Source organism: Ruminococcus sp., from assembly GCF_024691275.1.
Taxonomy (GTDB): Bacteria; Bacillota; Clostridia; order Oscillospirales; family Ruminococcaceae; genus Ruminococcus.
Genome location: NZ_JAILNU010000111.1, coordinates 16373 through 37432, shown reverse-complemented (window position 1 = coordinate 37432; position 21060 = coordinate 16373). Strand labels below are relative to the sequence as shown.

At 47.4% G+C, this 21060-nt stretch carries 18 protein-coding genes; 11 read left to right on the top strand and 7 right to left on the bottom strand.

What is annotated here, in order from left to right; all coding sequences use genetic code 11:
* Positions 1 to 298 precede the first annotated feature (298 nt).
* Together K6G33_RS13680 and K6G33_RS13675 are read right to left on the bottom strand one after the other, a co-directional pair.
* A complete protein-coding gene (locus tag K6G33_RS13680) occupies positions 299 to 2689 on the bottom strand; it encodes a glycoside hydrolase family 9 protein (protein WP_296780534.1) in 2391 nt (796 codons plus the stop codon).
* A gap of 151 nt (positions 2690 to 2840) precedes the next feature.
* Positions 2841 to 3026 carry a hypothetical protein gene (locus tag K6G33_RS13675; protein WP_296780532.1) on the bottom strand — a complete coding sequence of 62 codons (186 nt, stop codon included), beginning with the start codon at positions 3024 to 3026 and terminating at the stop codon, positions 2841 to 2843.
* 157 nt (positions 3027 to 3183) lie between these two features.
* Here K6G33_RS13675 and K6G33_RS13670 point away from each other — a divergent pair, with 157 nt between their 5' ends.
* Positions 3184 to 3843, top strand: a complete 660-nt coding sequence (locus tag K6G33_RS13670) for a DUF4230 domain-containing protein (protein WP_296780530.1) — start codon at positions 3184 to 3186, stop codon at positions 3841 to 3843.
* Positions 3844 to 3955: 112 nt separating this feature from the next.
* Here K6G33_RS13670 and K6G33_RS13665 read toward each other — a convergent pair whose 3' ends face one another.
* The gene (locus tag K6G33_RS13665) at positions 3956 to 5773 is read right to left on the bottom strand and encodes a phosphoenolpyruvate carboxykinase (GTP) (protein ID WP_296780528.1); all 1818 of its coding nucleotides are present in this window, start codon (positions 5771 to 5773) and stop codon (positions 3956 to 3958) included.
* 556 nt (positions 5774 to 6329) lie between these two features.
* Between K6G33_RS13665 and polA the strand changes: the two genes are divergently transcribed.
* The 3 genes from polA to K6G33_RS13650 all read left to right on the top strand — a co-directional run bounded on the left by polA (position 6330) and on the right by K6G33_RS13650 (position 10056).
* Positions 6330 to 8867: a DNA polymerase I gene (gene polA / locus K6G33_RS13660; protein ID WP_296780526.1), complete on the top strand. Its 2538-nt coding sequence runs from the start codon at positions 6330 to 6332 to the stop codon at positions 8865 to 8867.
* Positions 8868 to 8948: 81 nt separating this feature from the next.
* Positions 8949 to 9407, top strand: a complete 459-nt coding sequence (gene rimI, locus K6G33_RS13655) for a ribosomal protein S18-alanine N-acetyltransferase (protein ID WP_296780524.1) — start codon at positions 8949 to 8951, stop codon at positions 9405 to 9407.
* 22 nt (positions 9408 to 9429) lie between these two features.
* The gene (locus K6G33_RS13650) at positions 9430 to 10056 is read left to right on the top strand and encodes a response regulator transcription factor (RefSeq protein WP_296780521.1); all 627 of its coding nucleotides are present in this window, start codon (positions 9430 to 9432) and stop codon (positions 10054 to 10056) included.
* 96 nt (positions 10057 to 10152) lie between these two features.
* On the opposite strand, the gene K6G33_RS13645 is transcribed toward K6G33_RS13650, so the two are convergent.
* Positions 10153 to 13167, bottom strand: a complete 3015-nt coding sequence (locus tag K6G33_RS13645) for a CotH kinase family protein (RefSeq protein WP_296780517.1) — start codon at positions 13165 to 13167, stop codon at positions 10153 to 10155.
* 475 nt (positions 13168 to 13642) lie between these two features.
* Here K6G33_RS13645 and tsaD point away from each other — a divergent pair, with 475 nt between their 5' ends.
* From tsaD to K6G33_RS13620, 5 genes are read left to right on the top strand one after another with little or no spacing between them, the layout of a single operon-like run.
* The gene (gene tsaD, locus K6G33_RS13640; protein ID WP_296780514.1) at positions 13643 to 14653 is read left to right on the top strand and encodes a tRNA (adenosine(37)-N6)-threonylcarbamoyltransferase complex transferase subunit TsaD; all 1011 of its coding nucleotides are present in this window, start codon (positions 13643 to 13645) and stop codon (positions 14651 to 14653) included.
* A gap of 42 nt (positions 14654 to 14695) precedes the next feature.
* Positions 14696 to 15055, top strand: a complete 360-nt coding sequence (locus tag K6G33_RS13635) for a YccF domain-containing protein (protein ID WP_296780511.1) — start codon at positions 14696 to 14698, stop codon at positions 15053 to 15055.
* Positions 15056 to 15094: 39 nt separating this feature from the next.
* Complete coding sequence (locus tag K6G33_RS13630) at positions 15095 to 15379, top strand: hypothetical protein (protein WP_296780509.1); 285 nt, start codon at positions 15095 to 15097, stop codon at positions 15377 to 15379.
* Positions 15380 to 15421: 42 nt separating this feature from the next.
* Entirely contained in the window at positions 15422 to 16084 is a 663-nt protein-coding gene (gene cmk / locus K6G33_RS13625; RefSeq protein ID WP_296780506.1) for a (d)CMP kinase, read from the top strand.
* A gap of 26 nt (positions 16085 to 16110) precedes the next feature.
* Positions 16111 to 16299, top strand: coding sequence for a DUF6472 family protein (locus K6G33_RS13620; RefSeq protein WP_173450295.1), 189 nt, complete (start codon positions 16111 to 16113; stop codon positions 16297 to 16299).
* Here K6G33_RS13620 and K6G33_RS13615 read toward each other — a convergent pair.
* Positions 16296 to 16823: a hypothetical protein gene (locus tag K6G33_RS13615; protein WP_296780503.1), complete on the bottom strand. Its 528-nt coding sequence runs from the start codon at positions 16821 to 16823 to the stop codon at positions 16296 to 16298. The two genes, K6G33_RS13620 and K6G33_RS13615, sit on opposite strands and share 4 nt — an antisense overlap.
* Before the next feature lie 114 nt (positions 16824 to 16937).
* On the opposite strand from K6G33_RS13615, the gene K6G33_RS13610 reads away from it, so the two are divergent.
* Both K6G33_RS13610 and tadA read left to right on the top strand, forming a co-directional pair.
* Complete coding sequence (locus K6G33_RS13610) at positions 16938 to 18098, top strand: CPBP family intramembrane glutamic endopeptidase (RefSeq protein ID WP_296780501.1); 1161 nt, start codon at positions 16938 to 16940, stop codon at positions 18096 to 18098.
* 10 nt (positions 18099 to 18108) lie between these two features.
* Positions 18109 to 18570, top strand: a complete 462-nt coding sequence (tadA, locus tag K6G33_RS13605) for a tRNA adenosine(34) deaminase TadA (RefSeq protein WP_296780499.1) — start codon at positions 18109 to 18111, stop codon at positions 18568 to 18570.
* 19 nt (positions 18571 to 18589) lie between these two features.
* Here tadA and K6G33_RS13600 read toward each other — a convergent pair whose 3' ends face one another.
* Positions 18590 to 19561: a hypothetical protein gene (locus K6G33_RS13600; protein WP_296780497.1), complete on the bottom strand. Its 972-nt coding sequence runs from the start codon at positions 19559 to 19561 to the stop codon at positions 18590 to 18592.
* Positions 19554 to 20996, bottom strand: coding sequence for a spore germination protein (locus K6G33_RS13595; protein WP_296780494.1), 1443 nt, complete (start codon positions 20994 to 20996; stop codon positions 19554 to 19556). The genes K6G33_RS13600 and K6G33_RS13595 overlap by 8 nt, the downstream gene beginning before the upstream one ends.
* Positions 20997 to 21060 lie beyond the last annotated feature (64 nt).

Sequence of the window (21060 nt, the reverse complement as noted above, 5' to 3'; positions counted from 1 at the left end):
CTTATACAGAAGTTTTTACGTGAGATATTGAGGAAAACCCTTTTGAAAAAGGGTTCTTCCTCAAACTCCTTTCCTAAAACTTCCAGCTTGAATTTTTCTCTGATAGGGCGCTCCCTGCATAACTTGCAGGGCTTTTTTATTATCATGAGCGCCCTATCAGAGAAAAATTCGTGTTAAAAGTCTTTGGAAAGGGGTACGGGGGAGAACCTTTCCTCAGAAAGGTTTCCCCCGATAATTTCGTGTAAAGTTTCTATATGAGTACACCGCTTACGCCGCGGAGCTTTTCTGTTTAGTATTATTATTTCTCGGGAACGAGACTGTCTATCTTGTGAAGGAGATACTCCTGTATGCGGAGCGCATCATTAGCTGTAAGTCCTTCGATTGATTTATCAACATCAGCACTTGCAATTCCGAGTTCACTGATGTGGCTGTCTGCCGTACCGTTCAAGCCGTACTTGTTTGGATTAGCCAGTGCCTGCATAATGAGTACAACGTCTGACATATCTACCTTATCATCGCCGTTTGCATCACCGTATGTCTTGACAGTAACGGTTTTTCCATTTGTAGTTGTTGAAGTTATAGAAACAGGAGCTGTAGTGGTAGTAGTTGTAGTCGTTGTCTTAGGCTTTGTTGTTGTGGTAGTTGTTACCTTTGGTTTGTCGCCTGTACCGCCGAGACCGTCAGCCTTTGTGCCGTCAGGCTCTTCGCCGTAATAAAGCTTACCGTTTACGTATACAGGTACGTAAGGAGTAACTACGCCCTTTGCAGAGCCGTCTGTGCCTGTAGTTGTCTTTCCGAGATCCTTTGCGGAGAAGTCATTCTTTGAATCCCAACCGCTGCCGTAATCAGGCATTACAAGCGCAAGGAGTATCTCGCACTGCTGCTGTCCTTCGGAAATAGGAAGAACTACTCGTCCGTCAGGAAGATTTACTTCGATATAGTAGATATTGCCCTCATACTGGATAGGCTTGGATATCTCAGCTTTCTTGTAGCCCTTGCCTGAATACATCTCAGACTGGTCACGGTCGCAGCGGATAACGAGTTCCTCAGGCTTCTTGCCCTGTGCAATGACTTCGCTGAGGTCCATATAGTATCTGAATGAGATATTGTCCTGTACTCTTGCAGGCCATGCAGAGTGGTTAGTCGCCTTAAAGCTGATGGTCTGTCCGCTTGAATCGCCGCCCTTTGAGAGCACTTCAACATAGAATTCAGGACCGTCGTGTACTTCTTTTTCAGGGAAGTTCGGGTCTTTAGTTCCGCCGTACTTCTGTACCATATTACAGAGCATTGCTGTATAACCTGCATTGTAGTCTGTAGCTACCTCGTTGTTGATGAAGTCCTGACGGTCATCATTGTAAGAGCCGTCCTCATTAGGACCGCCTACGAGTGCGCCGTAGAGGATATGTCTTGTCTTTGAAGGAACTTTAAGGTCGTTCTTCCATGAACCGTGAGCTGTACGGTGGTGCGGATACTGTGGATACTTGTCGCCGAATCCTACAACATAGCTCTGATTGTCGGGGTTGTCACCGAGAGCAAAATTGAGCTGTGTCTCTGCGAATTCTGTGTATCTGTCAGCCTCAGACTTGAGGATAGTATCAGCTGCAACTGTTGCAAGAAATCCTGCTGTGTTTGCGTATCTCAGACTTCCCCAGTTGCTCAGCCAGCGAAGTCCGCCTGCGATTTTCTTAGCCTCATCGCCGTTTACCCAACGGTCGCAGTGCTTCTTAACGTGTGCTATAGCGCTTGAATCGTTTGTATTTAAAGCGTAGAGCAGCATACCGCCCTGTGTATTATCGTCCCAGCAGTGTGCCCAGCCGTAAGCTGTACAGCTTTCACCGCGCATCTGCGGGAGCTTAGGTAAGAACTCCTTGGCATCATTGAGGTATGCGCTGTCGCCTGTTGCTATGTAGAGCCAGTTTGCAGCGTAGAAAAGCTGATCGTAATAATGCTCGGAACGATAGAAGCCCTTTGCATCACTTGCATTATATACTGAATCGCTTGGAGAAGTCTTTGCTATCTTATAGATATTAACAGCGTGTTTTAAGTAGCTTTCCTTCTTTGATGCGTCTATATCGCCGTCAAGAGCTGCCGCACCTGATGCGAGAGCTGCTGCCATTTCACCGAATACTGCGGTACAGCCCTCTGATGAAGACAGTGCTGCACGACATTTTTCTACAGAATGTGAGTTGTCCTCCATACCGTACTCAAGAAGGTCAACAGGGCCCCACCATGTGTGGTCGTCCTGACCTATACCTACCTGATAAACTATCTCGTCGCCCTTGTCGCACTCCGCAAGGTAATCGAGAACGAACTCCAGATTGTTTTCATAAGTCTGTTTGAGTCCTGACTTTTCAAGTCCGTCCGGATACTGATAAAGTCCCCACGCAAGCATGGAAGCTGAGTAAGCCATTGGAAGATTGAACTTTACGTGGTCACCTGCATCGTACCAGCCGCCGAGTACAGGGTCCTTCATAGTGGAATCGCTCTTCCACTCAACTCTGTTCCACGAAGGGAGCGGACCTGCCTGCTGCACCTCATAGAAATACAGCGACTTGTCAAGAGCATCAGCATAGTTAAACTTGCTTTCAGCAGCAACAGCTGTATTCATTACCCCTGCGGGCAGAGCTGAGACTGTTGAGGTAGCAAGCAGGGCAGCAGAAAGAACACTGCCCATCATTTTTTTCAGCATAGTAAAACTCTCCTCTCATAAATATTTTTCCCGAATACACGGGAAATCCTCACGAGTATACCATAGCTATACATGTAAATTATGCCATAAATAATATTATATGTCAAGCATATTTTTCATTTTACAGCGTGGTTAAGCCATTTTATGTGAGTCAACTCTTTTCTCCGTCAACAGAAGTATCGAGATTGTCAATAGAATACTTCAAACACTGTATTACCAGTTGATTCAATGAAAGATTATTTTCAAACGCAAGTTTTTCAAGTTCGTCAACAAATTCCTTTGGAAGTCTGAAAGTTTTAGTGACATATTCCTCGTAACCTTTTTGCAGTTTAAACATATTCTCACGCTCCTTATAATCATTATCTAACATTTTATTGTGATTTTATACAATGTTGTTGCAAGAATTTTATATTGTATTATCATTGCAAAATCATTAATTACATGATATAATGATTATAAGGTCAAAAACCTAATTTAATGAATGGAGAATGTATATGAATGAAACGAATAACTCAAAATTTCAGCCGCAAGCGCTTATAAAAAACAAACTCGTTTTATCAATTGTCGTTTCGGTTCTTGTTTTGATTTTCGGAATCGGAATCGGCGCAAAAGCTTTCAGCAAGCCTAAAAAATTAACCGCACCTATAAAAAAAGAAGCAACTGTTTCTTCCATAACGCTTGAAGAGATCCTTTTGCCTGCAAGCGACCTTATATCCATGAAATACACTTATACCGACGTTGATATTTACGAAAACAGCAAAAAGGCTTTTGGTGTAAAAATACCACTGACTACCGATAAAGTCATTTTCACATACAGCGGCATAGTCAGTGCTGGAATCGACCTGTCACAGCTAACATATGACATTAATAACACAGAAAAGAAAATTACCATAACACTTCCGGAACCACAGTTTATGTCTCACGAAATGGACGAATCAGGCTTCAAATTCTATGATGCAAAAAACTCCATTTTCACAGAAACAAAGCTTGAAGATTACACTACGTTAATGAGCAGATTAAAAGAAGCAAAAGAGGAAAAGCTCAGAAACGACGGTGAATTCTTCCCGTCTGTTACCGAAAATGCAAAAAATGTCCTTAACGACCTTTTCAAAATTTCAGAATTAACAAGCGAATACGAAATAATCTATAATTAATGCAAAAAGCTCCCCAGACGGGAGCTTTTTTGCAACATGAACGCTACATCACTCTGCAAAAAAGACTGCCGCAAAAGCGACAGCCTTTCATTATCTGTATGTGCAAATATAATTACTTGTTGAGATTTGCTTCGATCATGTCGAGCTCATCGTAAAGTGCCTGTGGGATATTACCGCCCTTAGCCTTGATGTCCTCGTCATAGTATCTTCTCATCTCAGCGATCTCCTTCTTCCACTCGTCCTTATCAACAGTGAGGAGCATTTCGAGAGCAGAAGGTGTTACCTCGTCCTCGATACCCTTGATGTTGATATCTTCAGCCTTTGGAAGGTATCCGATAGGAGTCTCAACAGCGTCAACTTCGCCGTCAACTCTCTTGATGATCCAGTCAAGAACTCTCATGTTCTCGCCGTAACCAGGCCAGAGGAAGTTGCCCTTGTCGTCTGTTCTGAACCAGTTAACGTTGAAGATCTTAGGAGCCTTGCTGCCGAGTCTTGCGCCCATTTCGAGCCAGTGTGCCCAGTAGTCACCTACGTTGTAGCCGATGAATGGCTTCATAGCCATTGGATCGTGACGGAGTACGCCTACAGCACCTGTTGCAGCAGCTGTTGTCTCAGAAGAAACAGCTGATCCGATGTATGTACCGTGTGTCCAGTCGAATGACTGATATACGAGAGGAGCTGTTGTAGCACGTCTGCCGCCGAAGATGATAGCAGATACAGGAACGCCCTCTGGGTTGTTGAACTCAGGAGAGATGCATGGGCAGTTCTTTGCAGGAGCTGTGAATCTTGAGTTTGGATGAGCAAGCTTCTTGCCCTCAGCTACCCAAGCCTCACCGTCGCACTTGATACCTGTCCACTCTGTAGCGTCCTTAGGCGGATTCTCGTTGAGTTTCTCCCACCATACAGTGTTGTCGCTGTTGTCGAGAGCAACGTTTGTGAAGATAGCGCCTTCCTTTGTACAAGCAAGAGCGTTGTAGTTAGACTTAGCATTTGTACCAGGAGCAACGCCGAAGAAGCCGTTCTCAGGGTTGATAGCGTAGAGTCTGCCATCCTTGCCCGGCTTCATCCAAGCGATATCGTCGCCGACTGTGAATATCTCATAGCCGTCCTTCTTGTATCCCTCAGGTGGGATAAGCATAGCAAGGTTTGTCTTGCCGCAAGCTGATGGGAATGCAGCTGTGATATACTTAACTTCGCCGTTTGGCTTCTTGAGACCGAGGATAAGCATATGCTCAGCCATCCAAGCCTCGTTCTTGCCCTGGAAGGAAGCGATACGGAGTGCGAAGCACTTCTTGCCGAGAAGAACGTTTCCGCCGTAAGCAGAGTTGATAGACCAGATCGTATTCTCCTCAGGGAACTGAACGATATATCTCTTTTCAGGATCAACGTCAGCCTTTGAGTGGAGACCTCTTACGAAATCATCGGAAGTATCACCAAGGTTCTCGAAAGCCTGCTTGCCCATACGTGTCATGATGTTCATGTTGAGAACAACGTAGATAGAGTCAGTAACCTCTACACCTACCTTAGCAAGAGGAGAACCGATAGGACCCATTGAATATGGGATAACATACATTGTTCTGCCCTTCATAACGCCGTTGTACATAGGTGTAAGGAGAGCCTTCATCTCGTCAGGAGCCATCCAGTTATTTGTTGGACCTGCACCCTTCTTTTCCTTAGAGCAGATAAAAGTTCTGTCCTCAACACGAGCAACGTCGTTAGCGCGTGTTCTGTGGTAGAGACAGTTAGGATACTTCTCCTGGTTGAGCTTGTACATTTTGTCCCAGCTGTCATCAGGGAGTGAAGTAACTTCTTCTGTGAGGGCATCGAGCTGCTCCTTAGAGCCGTCGATCCAAACTACCTTATCAGGCTGGCAGAGAGCAACCATCTCGTCAACCCACTTTAATACATTGGGGTTCTTTGTCAATGACATTGTATAATACCTCCTAAAAAATTATCATCTTATATGCGGAATATGCCGCGTAACAGGATATTTGACAAAAATCAAACATTCCTCTAATACTATTATATCTATTTTTTGTCAATGTGTCAATAGCGGCAGGGTATATTTTAACGGTATTTTTTCGGAATAGCAATATTACCTATAGTTATTGCATTTATTGCTTTTACCGCGGAAAGACCCCTGTCATTACGCTGTAGACCGTTGCCGTGATATATAAAAAACGGAACGTTGTTATATTTTTGTCAAGCTCTCCGCGCTGCATTTGCTATTTTAATTATAATGTGGTATAATATTATTCAGGATAAGTTAACCGCAATGCAGGTGCGTTTTCCAAGCGCCCGTCGATACGAATTTTTTCTGGTATTGGAACGCCGAGAGCGGCGTTCCCTGCATTGTTTTATGTAAATCACGGGCTGTCGGAGACGGTGTGAGTGTCCAGCGGACACCTCTGCAAAGCAGAAACACCGACCGAACCGAAAGGTGAGAACAGCCCCTACAGGCTAATCGCTACAAACAGGAGGTATTTATGAAGCTTCTCGCAATAGACGGTAACAGCATTCTCAACCGCGCATTCTACGGCATAAAAATGCTTTCCAATAAAAAGGGTCAGTTCACCAATGCAATTTTCGGTTTTATGAATATATATTTGCGCAATGTCAGCGATGTTGCTCCCGATTCCGTTGCAGTTGCTTTCGACCTGCGCTCCCCTACGTTCAGACACAAGGCTGTCGAGACATACAAGGCTAACCGTAAGGGTATGCCGCCCGAGCTTGCCGAACAGCTCCCCAGAGTTAAGAAGCTCCTTACGCTCATGGGAGTAAAGGTCGTAGAGTGTGAAGGCTTTGAAGCAGATGATATCCTCGGCACTCTCTCAAAGCTCTGCTCTGACAGCGGAAATGAGTGCTATGTTCTCACGGGCGACCGTGACAGCCTTCAGCTCATCGACGATAAAGTCACTGTTATCCTTGCTACCAATAAGGAAAACATATACTACACTCCAGAACGCTTCAACGAGGACTACGGCTTCGAGCCCATAAAACTCATCGACCTGAAAGCTCTCATGGGTGACAGCTCCGACAACATCAAGGGCGTTGCAGGTATCGGCGAAAAGACTGCTTCTTCCCTTATCAAGGAATACGGAAGCATCGAAAACCTCTATGCGAACTACGAGGATTCTTCCCTTACAAAGGGCGTGAAGGCTAAGCTTGCCGCAGGTGTGGAATCAGCAAAGGAGAGCAAGTGGCTTGCAACTATCGTCCGTAATGCTCCCATAGATAATGACCTTGAAAGCTACAAATTAGGCACTCCCGACAAAACTGCTATCGGTCAGATGCTCACTGAGCTGGAAATGTTCAAGCTTCTGGACAAGCTGGGCATAAACGCTGCCGAGAGCGCTAATGCAGCTCCCGAAGTCAAAGCCGAGGAAGCTCCTGTAATCGAAGCAAAGGTCAGCGAGCTTACTGCTGATATTATTGAAAAGCTCACCGAATGTGAGTACCTTTTCCGCGGCGAAAAACTCTCTGTACGTGACGGCGATAACGTCTATACCACTGACGACGAGAAGCTCATACTCGTATTCTTTGGTTCGGACTGCGCTAAGTCCACCGACGACGCAAAGGCACACTACCGCTGGGCTATGGCTCGCGGCGGTGAGCTGAAAAATATAAGGAACGACGCTGCAATATGCGGTTATCTGCTCAACAACTCCGCCTCCGAGTACACTGTCGATAAGCTCTGCGCCGAGTACGGTGTGCATTTTTACAGCGAAAACGGAGAGCTTGCCGAGCTGCTGTCGCTCAGTGCCCTTGTAAAGAAGCTCCGCGCTGAGATAGACTCCGAGGGCATGACCGAACTCCTTGAAAAGATAGAGCTGCCGCTCACGGAGGTGCTTGCTTCCATGGAGGACAGCGGCATACTCATCGACAAAAAAGGCGTTGAGGATTTCGGCGTATACCTCTCGGAAATGATAGAGGAAACTCAGCAGATGGTCTACGACGAAGCAGGTCATGAATTCAACATCGCCTCACCAAAGCAGTTGGGAACAGTTTTGTTTGAGGAAATGGGACTTCCTGCAAAAAAGAAGACAAAGAGCGGATACTCTACGGGCGCGGAAGTCCTTGAGGAGCTCCGCAGCTACGCCCCCATTGTCGATAACGTTCTGAAATACAGGCAGTATACAAAGCTGAACTCCACTTATGTCGTGGGACTTCTCGACAAGATAGCTCCCGACGGACGTATACACACATGGTTCAGGCAGACTGAGACCAGAACAGGCCGTATCAGCTCCACCGAACCGAATATGCAGAATATCCCCGTCCGCACAGAGCTGGGCTCACAGATGAGGAAGTTCTTCACCGCAGCCGAGGGCAGGACTCTCATAGACGCCGACTACAGCCAGATTGAGCTGCGAGTAATGGCACATCTCTGCGGCGACGAAAATATGACCGAAGCCTTCACATCAGGCGAGGATATCCACACCTCAACTGCGGCACAGGTCTTTGATATGCCGCTGTTTATGGTAACTCCCGAAATGAGAAGCGCCGCAAAAGCTATCAACTTCGGTATACTGTACGGAAAAGAAGCCTTCTCGCTTGCGAAAGAGCTGAAAATATCAAAGCCCAAGGCTCAGAAGTATATCGACGATTATATGGACAAGTACTCAAAGATAAGCGGCTTTATGAAGGAAACTATTGCCAGCGCTATGGAAACCGGCTATGTTTCCACAATGTTCGGCAGAAAACGTGTTATCCCCGAACTGATGTCCTCGAACAAGAATATCCAGAAAGCAGGCAAGCGCATCGCTATGAATACGCCTGTTCAGGGAACTGCCGCTGACCTTATCAAGATAGCTATGATAAATGTCTACAACCGCCTCAAAGCGGAAAAGCTCGATGCAAAGCTCATATTGCAGGTACACGACGAACTTATCATAGAATCGGATATTTCCTGCGCGGACAAGTGCGCAGAACTGCTCAAAGAGGAGATGCAGAACGTTTACGATATGCGCGTACCTCTCGAAGTTGACGTGCATCAGGGAAAATCATGGTATGATGCCAAGGGCTGAGCAGCGTGACGCTGTACCCCTGCCGCTCATTAATCCCCGCTCCCGAATCATGTAACGAAGTTCCTGCAAAGGAGGGAAACGATGAATAATTCTCAATTCGATATCCTTGATTCTCAGTTCAATGACGATATTTTCGCACAGCTCTCCGCTCTCGATAAGCTCTGCGTGGGAGCTGACGGCTGGTCGGCTGAGTCCTTCCGCTCGGAAACTCAGAAGGATAACGGCATAGTGCTGTACATCATGGACGATAAGAGGGTGATCGCCCTGCTGTCGGGATATACCGCTCTCGGTGAAGCCGATATCACCAGCGTTGCCGTCCACCCTGACTATCGCAGGAAGGGGCTTGCTCAAAAGCTGCTAAAGCGCTTTGCAGAGCTTCTCCCGAAGGATACAGAGAGCATATTCCTTGAAGTACGACAGTCCAACGAGGGAGCTATCGCTCTTTATAAAAAATTCGGCTTTGAAGAATTGTCTGTGCGCAGGAACTTTTATGCCGATCCGCGTGAAAACGCTGTAGTTATGCAGAAAAAACTGATATAGATCATTCATAAAGGAGTAAAGTATGAATATCATTGTAATAGATGACGACAAGCTTGTAGCCCTTTCGCTGAAGACCATACTCGAAAGCACAGGGAAAATAAAAGTTGCCGAAATGGGCTCCAGCGGCGAGGAAGCCATAAGGCTCTACAGCAAGATCAAGCCCGATGTAATGCTTATGGATATTCGCATGGAGGGAATAACAGGTCTTGAAGCAGGCGAAAGGATACTGAAAAGCTATCCCGATGCGCGTATACTCTACCTCACCACGTTCTCGGACGATGAGTACATCATAAAAGCTCTGAACATGGGGGCAAAGGGATACATACTAAAGCAGGATTTTGACGGGATCGCTCCTGCTCTCGAAGCTGTAATGGGCGGTCAGAGCGTTTTCGGCAACCAGATAATCACTAAGCTGCCTGAACTCATCAAGCCCCGCGAGACTTACGATTTTGCCGCTCACGGCATCAGCGACAAGGAACGCGAGATAATCGAGCTGGTGGCAGAGGGACTGAGCAACAAGGAAATATCGGGAAAGCTCTTCCTCGGCGAAGGCACTATCCGAAATTATATAAGCGGTCTCCTCGACAAGCTCGACCTGCGCGACAGAACTCAGCTTGCGGTATTCTATTACACCGAGATAAAGGCATAAAAAACACGCCAATGCTGTAAAAAGCATTGGCTATTTTTATATCATATAGTGATTCAGCCATACGCAGAGGAAATGCGTATGGCTGAGAATGTATTATTATTTCTCGGGAAGAGAAGGAATGATACCAAGGAGATAACGCTGTATCGCCTGCGCATCAGCAGTTGTAACCCCCTTTTCACCTGAACAGTCTGCGTTTGTCAGACCCTGTCTTGTGATATGCGTAGCCTCTGTTCCGTTCAGACCATACCTGTTTGGACTTGCAAGGCTCTGCATGATAAGAACTACGTCTGAAAGGTCGATGGAGCCGTCACAGTTAGCATCACCGAAAACTGTCTCACCATATGTCGGAGGCTGTGTAGTAGTTGTAGTCTCTACAGGCGGCTGAACGCTTCCTGCTTTGTATACAGCTCTGATAGAAACGCCTTCGCTTACAGGAACTGTGATCTCGTCAGAGCTTGTATTTGCAACGGTCGCACCTGTTACCTCCCAGTGGTCGAAGCTATAGCCTTCCTTGGCTGATGCCTTTACAGTTACCGGATAATCAGTGAAGTATTTACCTGTGTATGTGCTTTCGGAATCATCAAGTTTTATGGTATTGAACTTTACAGAACCCTTGCTGCCGTCGTTGCTTACGGATACGCTTGCAAGACTGCCTGTAAGTCCCATATAGTTCTTCATCTGGCTCGTAACGTTGCTGTATCTTGTATTGTAGAAGGTCTCAAGGAGCTGATAATCCTCCTCAAAGGTCTGCTCGTTGTGAGTATGCTTCGATGACGGGAAGCGCTTATATGTATCGAGTATCTGCTGCTTGAAGCCCTTGTAGTAGCTGATAGCAGCCTTTGTCTTCTTTGTATCGAAGTTATAGTTTGCCATATCCATAAAGCTGAGCTCGAACTGCTTCTTGAACTCTGCGTTCTTCATAAGGGCTGTGAAAGCTCCGCTGAGCGAACCGCCGCCCATGCCGAAACCGAAGCCCATTCCGCCGCCTCCGCCGAACTGGCTGAAGCTGTTGTAGGTAGGACCTGTCTCGTTTATCTTATCAGCAAGGCTTGAAGCGTACTCCGTATCAAACAATACCATACGCCACTTGCCATCTGCGTAAGGATTGCTCTCGTCAACAGTCTTTGCTCTCCATGCAGCGGTGTTGTTGTTTGGCCAGTCCTTGTTAGCCCAGTAGATCTGTGCTGCAAAGTAGTCGATGAAGCTCTGGATATCGAGCTTTTGGCATATCTGCTGATAAGCTGCATCGCTGGTCATATCTGCTCTGGATATCTCGCTGAGGAGGTTGTTCCAGTCGCTGAGATCCTGATCGTCGCCTTCTTCGAGCTTGCTGTTCTTGACGAAAGCAACATCGTTCTTCTTAACGCCGTAGTGAGACTTGAAATAGTCGGAATTGTACTTCTCCATGAGCTGATAGATGCCCCAGAACTCGCCGTCAATAAAGAGGATACACTCGCTCGTAGCCTGTGTAGCCATATCTCTGTCGCCTACGAGAGACTGGTTCACGGAATCACGGAAGTAGCCTGCCATGTTGTCGTTTCCGCCGTTTCTTATGGTGAAGCCGTCGAACTTGTCGATGACCTTGTTATTCTTTTCCTTTGTAGCCTTTCCTTCAAAGAGGTCATACTCCACGCTGCTCTTGCCGTAGTCCTGACGAGCGAAGATGTTGAAGCTCTTCTGCGGCCATGCACGGGAAGCTGCACCCTTAGTTCTGATACCTACGTCCTGTGAAAGAACGCTCTTGCCGTTCTCGAATACCTCGATATTTGCGGGACGCTCCCACTCAGAGCCCTTCTGGTTGTAGTTTGCCTGGGACATAAATGCCATATCGCCCATATCAAAGCCGAATCCACCGCCTGCGCCCGGCTGAGCACCAGGCTGACCGCCGAAGCCGCCGTTCTGACCGTTCTGACCGCCCATATTCCAGCCGCCCATGTTCCAGCCGCCGTTCTGCTGACCGTCTTCATCTGCCATTACCGCAGGGCCGCCTGCTCCGCCGAGATTTAGGTTGCCCCAATCGCCCATATTCCAGCCGTTCTGACCATTCTGACCGTTCTGGTCGCCCATGTTCCAGCCGTTCTGACCGTTGCCCCAGTCTCCCATACCCGGGAATGTGAAGCCTGTGCCGCCCTCGTCGTAAACCTTACCCTTTACGTAGATGCCTTTCTCGTAATCGAAAAGGTTATCGGGATCAGTAACGAGTGAGATGACCTTCATTTTTTTGTATCTCTCAACATTGGCAGAACCAATGAAGTATGTCTTTGTTATCACGGAGCTCTTTCTGCCCTGTGAGTCAACCGCTACCGCACGTACAACAGCTGCCTTGAGAACGCCCTCGTCAGGAGCTAATATATCTGTATAAGCGGTAACATCGGTTCTTGCGCTGTACTTATTAGGCTCACTTGTCATATCCCTGACAGTGATAGCGCCTGTATATTTCTCGGATTCGGTTGAAGGATCACTGCCGTCAGTAGTATAGTATACCGTAGTTCCCTGCGGAACGTCGATAGTGAGTGCGAAGCCGTTGTCGTAGAAGCCGCTCTCTGCCGAGAAGGAAGGTGTCCTTACAGCGTTAGAGCCCTCGGGAGCTGCGTTTGCAGCATCGGGAGTTCCGCTGAGAACATAGAACTCGCCGCTTCCGTCGGGATACTGACCGTAGGAAGTATCCTTTGCCATTGCATCAAAGGTTACCTGTGATGCGATATTGCCTGAATTATCCGTAAGTGTAAGAGTCTCGCCGCTTGTAGAAAGACCGAAAGGTGCGATAGCCTTATTGTTCTCGCCTGCTGTACCGTCGCAGAAGAACACTTTTCTTCCGCCTGCGGGTATAACAGTTCCCGACGGGAAAGTGAAACGGTAAGGTGTCTCAACTGTATCCGTGAAGCCCCAACCGCTTATGTCCACAGCACTTCCCGAATTATTGTAAAGTTCCACCCAGTCGTACTTACCGCCGTCAGGGGCAGCATATGCAGTATTCTTCGGGCAGACTTCATTGATCGTTACACCGCTTGCAGCAGCAGCTTTTGTTTCAGGAAAATAACCTGCTGTACCGAGCAGGAGTGCAAGGCTCATTATACCTGCTCCTGTTCTGCGTGCATTTTTCTTTAACATTTCAATCCCTCCATATGATCTTTCATGTTTTTACACACTGTATTATGTGCATTGTTTTCGTCATTCGGTGTAATTATAATATCTGTCCAGTCTTAAAATAATCTTAAAGTAAACTTAAACAACACAGCACCGAAATATGTAACTAAAGTTCACTTTTTGACGATATCCCGTAGTTTCAGTATAACGCTTTGCACAAATTATGTCAACTGTATCCGCAAAAAATGAACAACATATGCAAAGTCCGCAAAAAGTGGTATAACTTTCGTGCTATTTTGTGCACGAAGACAACATTTAATGCCGTTACTATGACAATAATAAAAAAACTCTTGACTATCAAGCAGTTTTGTTATATTATAATAGGTGAGACATTTGCCATAAAGTAGCGGTTTGTGAACCCCCAAAGTCCCCTTCCGCCGCTTTTCGGCACAGGAATGAGATCATTTTTCATTCCAAAATAACTAAAGAAGGTCATTATATGCTCATACTCGGAATAGAAAGCTCCTGCGACGAGACTGCCGCAAGCGTTGTGGAAAACTGCCGCGAGATACGCTCGTCGGTCATTTCCACTCAGATAGAGGAGCATCGGAAATACGGCGGAGTAGTCCCCGAGATAGCTTCGCGCCGCCACTGTGAAAATATCCTCGGCGTTGTTAGTCAGGCGCTCGACGAAGCTAAGGTGAGCCTCGCCGATCTTGACGGCATTGCCGTAACATACGCTCCAGGACTTATCGGAGCGCTTCTTGTGGGAGTGAGCTTCGCAAAGGCTCTTGCAATGTCATCAGGCAAGCCGCTCATTCCCGTCCACCATATAGCAGGACATATCGCTACGAACTACCTCACTTTTCCCGAGCTCGAACCGCCTTATCTCTGCCTTGTGGCAAGCGGCGGTCACAGCCATATCATCGAGGTGCTCAGCTATACAAAGTTCCGCGTGGTCGGACGTACTCACGATGACGCAGCAGGTGAATGCTTTGACAAGTGCGCCCGTGCAATGGGATTCCCGTATCCCGGCGGCGTACATATCGACAACGCTGCAAAAACAGGTGACAGGAACGCTTTCAGGCTCCCTCACCCTGCCGTTGCGGGAAGCGAATTCGATTTCAGTTTTTCGGGACTGAAGACCAATGTCATCAACCTGCTCCATAATGCCGAACAGAAAGGCATAGATATAAACAAAAACGATCTTGCAGCAAGCCTTCAGGGCACTATCGCAGATATACTCACCGATAAGACTATCCGTGCAGCAGAAGCTCTCGGATACAAAAAGGTGGCACTTGCAGGAGGAGTTTCCGCTAACACGGGGGTACGTGCAGCGCTCTCCGAAGCTTGTGCAGAACGAGGATTCGAGTTCTATATGCCCGAAAAGAAGCTCTGTGGCGATAACGGCGCTATGATAGCCTGTCAGGGCAGCTATAACCTGCTCGCGGGCATTACAGCCGACGAAAGCCTGAACGCTGTCGCAACTCTGTCAATGGAGGACATCTGATCCTCTGTCGACTGCATAAGCATGATATAAAGGAGAATCATTATGGGGTGCTTGGGTAATATCATATGGCTGATATGCGGAGGTTTTATCAGCGGTCTCAGCTGGTTTTGTCTGGGACTGCTCTGGTGTCTCTCCATTGTCGGCATACCTGTCGGAAAACAATGTTTTAAATTCGCAAGTCTGTCGTTCTGCCCATTCGGCAAAAAAGTTGAATACGACGGCGGTGTGGTAAAGACTTCTCTGAACATAGTATGGCTCATATTCGGCGGACTTCTCATGGCTCTGCAATATACAGTATGGGGGATTCTGCTATGCATTACTGTCGCAGGGATACCCTTCGGTATGCAGATGTTCAAGCTGGCAAAGCTCTCGCTCATGCCGCTGGGGGCTAAGATCAAATGATATTTATTTGACAATCATTGCCGCAGGAAGGGGTATACTATGGAGATCATCTTTGAAATTATACTGGAACTCTTTCTGGAAATCACAGGAAAAGGCATATATGAAGCAAGCAAAAGCAGCAGGTTACCAAAACCGCTGCGTTTGATACTGAAAGCCATGATACTCTTATTCTTTGCCGCTTTTATAGGAATGTTTTTCCTTATCGCATTCCTTATGTTCAGGAATGATAACGTGATCCTCGGTATTATCATGGCACTGGTCGGTCTTTGTTTTCTTTTTTTCTTTATCAGAAAACTCAGACAGGCATATTCAAGTAAAAAGTGATAATGCGGCTTTTCAATAAAGCTCATCACAAAGGAGAATAATATGAAAACTATCAATATCGCAATAGACGGTCCTGCAGGTGCAGGAAAAAGCACCATCGCAAAAATGGTATCGAAGGAGCTCGGCTATATCTATGTCGATACAGGTGCGCTCTACCGCACGATCGCGCTCTATATAACCGAAAACGCTATCCCCGACGATGAGATAGCTGCTTCCCTTGAAAAGGCTGATGTTTCTCTCAGATTCATCGACGGTGTGCAGAGAGTATTCCTTGGTGACAGAGATGTTTCAGACCTTATAAGAACTCCCGAGATATCAATGGCTGCTTCCCGCACATCTGCTATCCCTGCTGTAAGAGCTTACCTTTTCGACACCCAGCAGAAGATCGCCCGTGAGAACAACGTCCTCATGGACGGACGCGATATCGGTACAGTCGTTCTCCCCGATGCAGACGTTAAGATATTCCTTACAGCTTCCGCCGAGGAACGTGCCAACCGCCGCTACAAGGAGCTTGCAGAAAAGCCCGACTGTCCGACGTATCAGGAGATACTCGATGATATCATCAAGCGCGACTATCAGGATATGCACCGTGAAACAGCTCCTCTGAAACAGGCTGACGATGCCGTTCTCGTAGACACCACAAAACTCAATTTAGAGGAATCCGCTGCGGCTATCGTAAAGATCATCAAGGATAAGCTGCAATAAACGACCTGAGCGGAAAGGAGCATACTATGGAAAAGAAAAAAGCGACTAACTGCGAGACCTGCACGAACTACGTCTACGATGACGATTATGACTGCTATGTGTGCATGGTGAATCTCGATGAAGACGAGATGTACCGCTTTTTGCAGGGCACGAACTATGCCTGTCCATACTATAGGCTCGATGACGAATACGGCGTTGTGCGCCACCAGAACTAATAAATTATTCGGCTTCCTGCCGTACCGTCACTGTTAAGCTCTGTTACCTCAGCACACTGTCCCGTACAGAGCTTTCCAAGCACAGTTATTACATCACATTCAGGAGATATCCCTTTTTTCACCGACTGCTCAGCCATTCCTCTGAGCTGTTCCGCACTGTACTCATCAAGGAGCTTCACGCCGTCAGAGCTGTATACCACCATGCATGACGGTGATACCTTCCAGTTGTTCAGCATATGCTCAAGAAGCTTGCAGCATTTCGTGCCGTCAACTATAAGGAGATCGGTATACCCCGTGAATATCGGTCTGCCGTTTTTCAGCTCAGCGCAAGACCTTGCCGAGTCGATATCTTCTCCCTGTGCCGAGATAACGCCTTCATCGTAAAACGAAAACGTCACAGAGCTGTTATCAGCTCCGCTGACCGCCGCTGCTCTGAGGTAGCTTCTCTCGTGTATCCTTCCCGAAGCACACCCCGAGCTCGCAGCAAGAGCTAAACATGATAATATCATAAAAATACTTTTCAAAATAGCACTCCTTTTTGCAATTCACCGTTTATTCACATAAATATGCTAAAAATTCAACACTGTTTCGCATAAAATATGTTAATATTATATTGAGAATTTGTAGGAGGTGAGCCAATGAATCTCACTGACACCTCAGAAAAAATGATTATTAATGTTGTAGACCAATTCGATTATTCTACACAGAATGATGTCTATAATGAAAGCTTCAAAACATGGCGAAAAAATAAACAGAACCCCTACGCTTTCAACTTCAAGCAGAACCGCAAGGAAAGTGTCTTCGTGGACGGAAAGGGGTTTGAATCAAAGTCAGCCGCAGCTGCCGAGCGTGACTGCATAAGCAAAATAATGTATATTGCAGGCATCGCAATGCTCATGTGGATAGTCATAGATAATATAATAGGCAAGATCATCGTTGGTATATTCGACTTCATGGGTTTCGACATACATACTTCCATGTTCAGCACCTCATGGTACGGCGGCAGCTCAGAGATAATCTCTTCTCTGATGGGCATAAGCTTTGTGAAGCTGCTCGTCCCGTTGATATACCTTCATAAAAAGCTGAAAATGCCCCGTCAGGTAGAGCATATGAGCACTCTGAACCACACTCCCGACCTGATAGGCGCTATCTGTATGACCATGGCTATAAGCGCTGTTGCGAGCCTTCCTAATATCTATACCAACAGAACATGGCAGCTTTTCAACTACTTCCGTTCCATAAATGCTGATATCTCAGTCTGGAACCAGGAACAGTTCGTGGTTTATACTATTTTTGACATTATAATCATTTCAATAATGACGGAATTACTTTTCCGCGGCGCTATCTTCGGCGCTCTGCGGCAATTCGGCGACAGATATGCCATAGTCATCACTTCTGCCATGGCAGGATTGCTTGTACAGGATTTCCGTGAATTTCCTGCCGCTGTCCTTATATCAGCAGTTGCCTCTGTGTCAATGCTCAGGAGCGGCTCTATATTCACATCTATATTCGTACAGGTCGTATTCAAAATGTACCGCCTTGCACTGGTGCTTCTGGAGGAAAATTCGAGCGATCCCGCATTCCTGAGAAGAAACTCTTTCATACTCATAGCATTCGTGTCAGGAGCGGCAGGAGTAATCATACTTTACCTCATAAGAGGAACAAAGTACACAAGGCTTGCAGTCTACAAGTCAGAGATAACCTGCAAGGAAAGGCTAAATATCGCCTGTAAAAGTTTCCCTGCACCGGCTGTGATATGCCTTTGTCTGCTCTCAGCTATCATAAAACTCATATTTTAGGTGATCCCAGATGGATAAATACATGAGCCGTGCACTTGAACTGGCAAAGCTCGCATTCGACGAGGGTGAAGTCCCTGTGGGCGCTGTTGTGGTGAAAAAGACCACGGGCGAGATCGTCGGCGAGGGAAGAAACAGACGCGAGAACGCTAAGAACGCTCTTGCTCATGCCGAGATCATCGCTATCGACGAAGCCTGCCGAACTCTCGGCGGCTGGCGGCTTCCCGAGTGCGCGATATATGTCACTCTCGAACCATGTCCGATGTGCTGCGGCGCAATAATCAATTCCCGCATCGACAACGTTATTTTCGGTGCATACGACCTCAAAAGCGGCTCTGCCGTTTCGGTACAGAAAATGTTCGACTATCCTTACAATTACCGTCCCGAAGTCACGGGCGGAGTAATGGAAGAAGAATGTGCAGCTATACTTTCTGATTTTTTCAAACAGCTGCGTGAAAAGAAAAGCCGCAAATAATACGTTCCCCGCCGCTGCTTCATGCAGCGGTTTTTTTTGCGCACAGAGGTGCCGCCGCCATTGCAGCAGCTGCCGCAGCAGCGCGAAGGAGCACAAGCGGCTGTGACGGCATAACTACAGCAGCCGCCACTGTAAGAGCTATCACCGCCGTGCTCCGCCACTTTGTGAACCGCGGAAAGAGCTCACTGATGATATACGCGCCTGTCATGACCTGCAACGAGACCGAAAATACCGCAAACACTACAAATACCACAAGGAACAGCGAATCTATGCGCTGTGCATCAAGGGGCTGGGAAAGCTGCGCAGCGGTTATCACAGGAAAATCAGCAAGCGGCATTATGCCTCCTGCGACAGAGAGCACTGTCAGCAGCACTATGACTGCCGCAGCTGCTTTTACCGCAAAATAGCCTGTTACCGCCTTTATTCTCTCTCCCCTGACATCACCGAGCAGCACTGCAAAGCTGCCAAGTCCGCTGCTGTATGCGAATCCGCGCACGAATTCACTTATAAAGCTCCTCTTTTCGGGGAGCTGCACATTATGCCATTCTGCATTGAATACCGCACTTGCAAAGTCGATGAGAAGGCAGGCTGCTCCAAGAGCTCCCACTATCACCGCCGCACGGGCTACTGTTTTTATGCCTGTTGATGAGCTGTAAAGACATACGGCTGCAATAAGTCCTGCTGTCATTAGCCTTCCCCATATGCCGTGACTGCTCTCATAAGGGATATATATGACACTGCTTGTCTGCCAGAGCGCTGAAAAGAGCGTTCCTCCGCAGAATACCACATACACAAGGTACAGCCACTTCACTTTTTTGCTGAGTTCTCCGCCGCGCACTGAAAAAACAACACCAAACAGGTACTGCACCGCGGCTGCTGCAAGAAAGCCGTACAGCGTCATAAGCGATATCATTCCGCCGCAGCAGAAAAGTCCAAAGAGATCCGTTATCATCAGTAATGCTGTAAACTGGCTCTTTGAAACACTATTCATGATATTCCTCCACTGTAAATCCTCTGTCCTGAAGCTTCTTTATACCGCAGCGCACTGCCGTATCCGACATACCTTTTCTCCTGAACGGCGAAAGCGGTGCTGTGTACGGGAATCCGTAGTCCTCAGTAGCGCATATATTCACAAGTACTGCACAGGCAAGCAGACTTATTCCAAATAGTCCAAGCATACCGCCTGCAATGACAAATGCGAAACGCAGTATCGTTACCTGTGGGTTAAGGTCGGGTACAACAAGTCCTCCCAGTACCGAAAGAGCTGTCATAGTCAGCAGCGGAGTGCTCACAAGTCCCGAATTGACTGCCGCATCGCCTATGATAAGTCCGCTTATGATGCTGACCGCTCCGCCTACAGGCTTAGGCAGCCTCACTCCAGCCTCGCGTATGACCTCGTACATCAGAAGCACGAACATCGCCTCTGTCACTATGGACAGCGGTGCCTTTTTCTCTGCCTCCACCAGCAGCATGAACAAGGTGCTGTTGAGAAGTTCAGGGTGATACATCACAATAGCAACGTAAAAGGACGGCAGCAGGACTGCTATGATGAATGCCAGATATTTAAGCCAGCGTATGAACGTGGCATAGTAAGGCTTGAAGGCATAGTCATCGAGAGTCTGGAAGCTCTCGCAGAACAGCCGCGGTATAACTATGGCATAGGGTACGCCGTCCACAAGGACAGCCACTCTCCCCTCGATAAGCTTCGAGCACAGCACATCGGGACGCTCGGTGATGCCCGTAGAGCTGAAAACCTCGAAGCTGCTGTTTTCCACAAAGGGGCGTATATGTCCTGTGGAAAGTATTGCCTCAAGACGTATATCCTCCAGTGAGCTGCGTATCTGCGCCATTAGCTTTTTCGGAACGCGGTCCTTCATATAACACAGGCATATATCCGTAAAGCTCTTTTCCCCCTTGACCATAAGCTCCATAACAAGCTCGGGACTTTTCAGCCGCCTGCGTATCTGGGACATATTCGTGCGTACAGTCTCCGTGAAGCCCTCATGAGCTCCCATGATGTTGCCCTCGCCTGACGGCTCCTGCACACCGCGGGAGCTGTATCCCTGAACGCCGAATGCAAGTCCCTTTTCCATGCCCTCGGCGATAAGGACAGCAAATCCCGAATCCACATACCTGAAAAGCTCATCATAATCCGTTACCTCAGGTCTGTCCGTGGACAGCAAAAGCTCCTCGGAGATATAGTGAAAAAGCTCCGATGCGCTATCCTGCTGCGGTATATCCGTCACAGGCTCAAATATCATCTCCGTTATCACGGACGTTGATACCATTCCCTCACAGCAAAGCAGTGCGCAGTGTACTCCGCCTGTCACGAACCTGTTGATGAGCAGATCCGACGAACCGCCCGATATCCGCTTTATCTCATCTATGCTCTCATCGAGCACGGGCAGCAATCCGCTTTGTTTCATATCTTTTCACCTCTCGCCTATTATCTGCCGTATCGCAACGATTATTCACGTATCTGAAAGTTGT

What these genes read in the sequence shown, in the direction of transcription:
- K6G33_RS13630 (WP_296780509.1), top strand. Translation starts at nt 15,095, where the DNA reads ATGGAGATCATCTTTGAAATTATACTGGAACTCTTTCTGGAAATCACA.
- rimI (WP_296780524.1), top strand. Translation starts at nt 8,949, where the DNA reads ATGAATAATTCTCAATTCGATATCCTTGATTCTCAGTTCAATGACGAT.
- K6G33_RS13645 (WP_296780517.1), bottom strand. Translation starts at nt 13,167, where the DNA reads ATGTTAAAGAAAAATGCACGCAGAACAGGAGCAGGTATAATGAGCCTT.
- K6G33_RS13600 (WP_296780497.1), bottom strand. Translation starts at nt 19,561, where the DNA reads ATGAATAGTGTTTCAAAGAGCCAGTTTACAGCATTACTGATGATAACG.
- cmk (WP_296780506.1), top strand. Translation starts at nt 15,422, where the DNA reads ATGAAAACTATCAATATCGCAATAGACGGTCCTGCAGGTGCAGGAAAA.
- K6G33_RS13670 (WP_296780530.1), top strand. Translation starts at nt 3,184, where the DNA reads ATGAATGAAACGAATAACTCAAAATTTCAGCCGCAAGCGCTTATAAAA.
- polA (WP_296780526.1), top strand. Translation starts at nt 6,330, where the DNA reads ATGAAGCTTCTCGCAATAGACGGTAACAGCATTCTCAACCGCGCATTC.
- K6G33_RS13665 (WP_296780528.1), bottom strand. Translation starts at nt 5,773, where the DNA reads ATGTCATTGACAAAGAACCCCAATGTATTAAAGTGGGTTGACGAGATG.
- K6G33_RS13620 (WP_173450295.1), top strand. Translation starts at nt 16,111, where the DNA reads ATGGAAAAGAAAAAAGCGACTAACTGCGAGACCTGCACGAACTACGTC.
- K6G33_RS13675 (WP_296780532.1), bottom strand. Translation starts at nt 3,026, where the DNA reads ATGTTTAAACTGCAAAAAGGTTACGAGGAATATGTCACTAAAACTTTC.
- K6G33_RS13610 (WP_296780501.1), top strand. Translation starts at nt 16,938, where the DNA reads ATGAATCTCACTGACACCTCAGAAAAAATGATTATTAATGTTGTAGAC.
- K6G33_RS13635 (WP_296780511.1), top strand. Translation starts at nt 14,696, where the DNA reads ATGGGGTGCTTGGGTAATATCATATGGCTGATATGCGGAGGTTTTATC.
- K6G33_RS13595 (WP_296780494.1), bottom strand. Translation starts at nt 20,996, where the DNA reads ATGAAACAAAGCGGATTGCTGCCCGTGCTCGATGAGAGCATAGATGAG.
- tadA (WP_296780499.1), top strand. Translation starts at nt 18,109, where the DNA reads ATGGATAAATACATGAGCCGTGCACTTGAACTGGCAAAGCTCGCATTC.
- K6G33_RS13650 (WP_296780521.1), top strand. Translation starts at nt 9,430, where the DNA reads ATGAATATCATTGTAATAGATGACGACAAGCTTGTAGCCCTTTCGCTG.
- K6G33_RS13680 (WP_296780534.1), bottom strand. Translation starts at nt 2,689, where the DNA reads ATGCTGAAAAAAATGATGGGCAGTGTTCTTTCTGCTGCCCTGCTTGCT.
- tsaD (WP_296780514.1), top strand. Translation starts at nt 13,643, where the DNA reads ATGCTCATACTCGGAATAGAAAGCTCCTGCGACGAGACTGCCGCAAGC.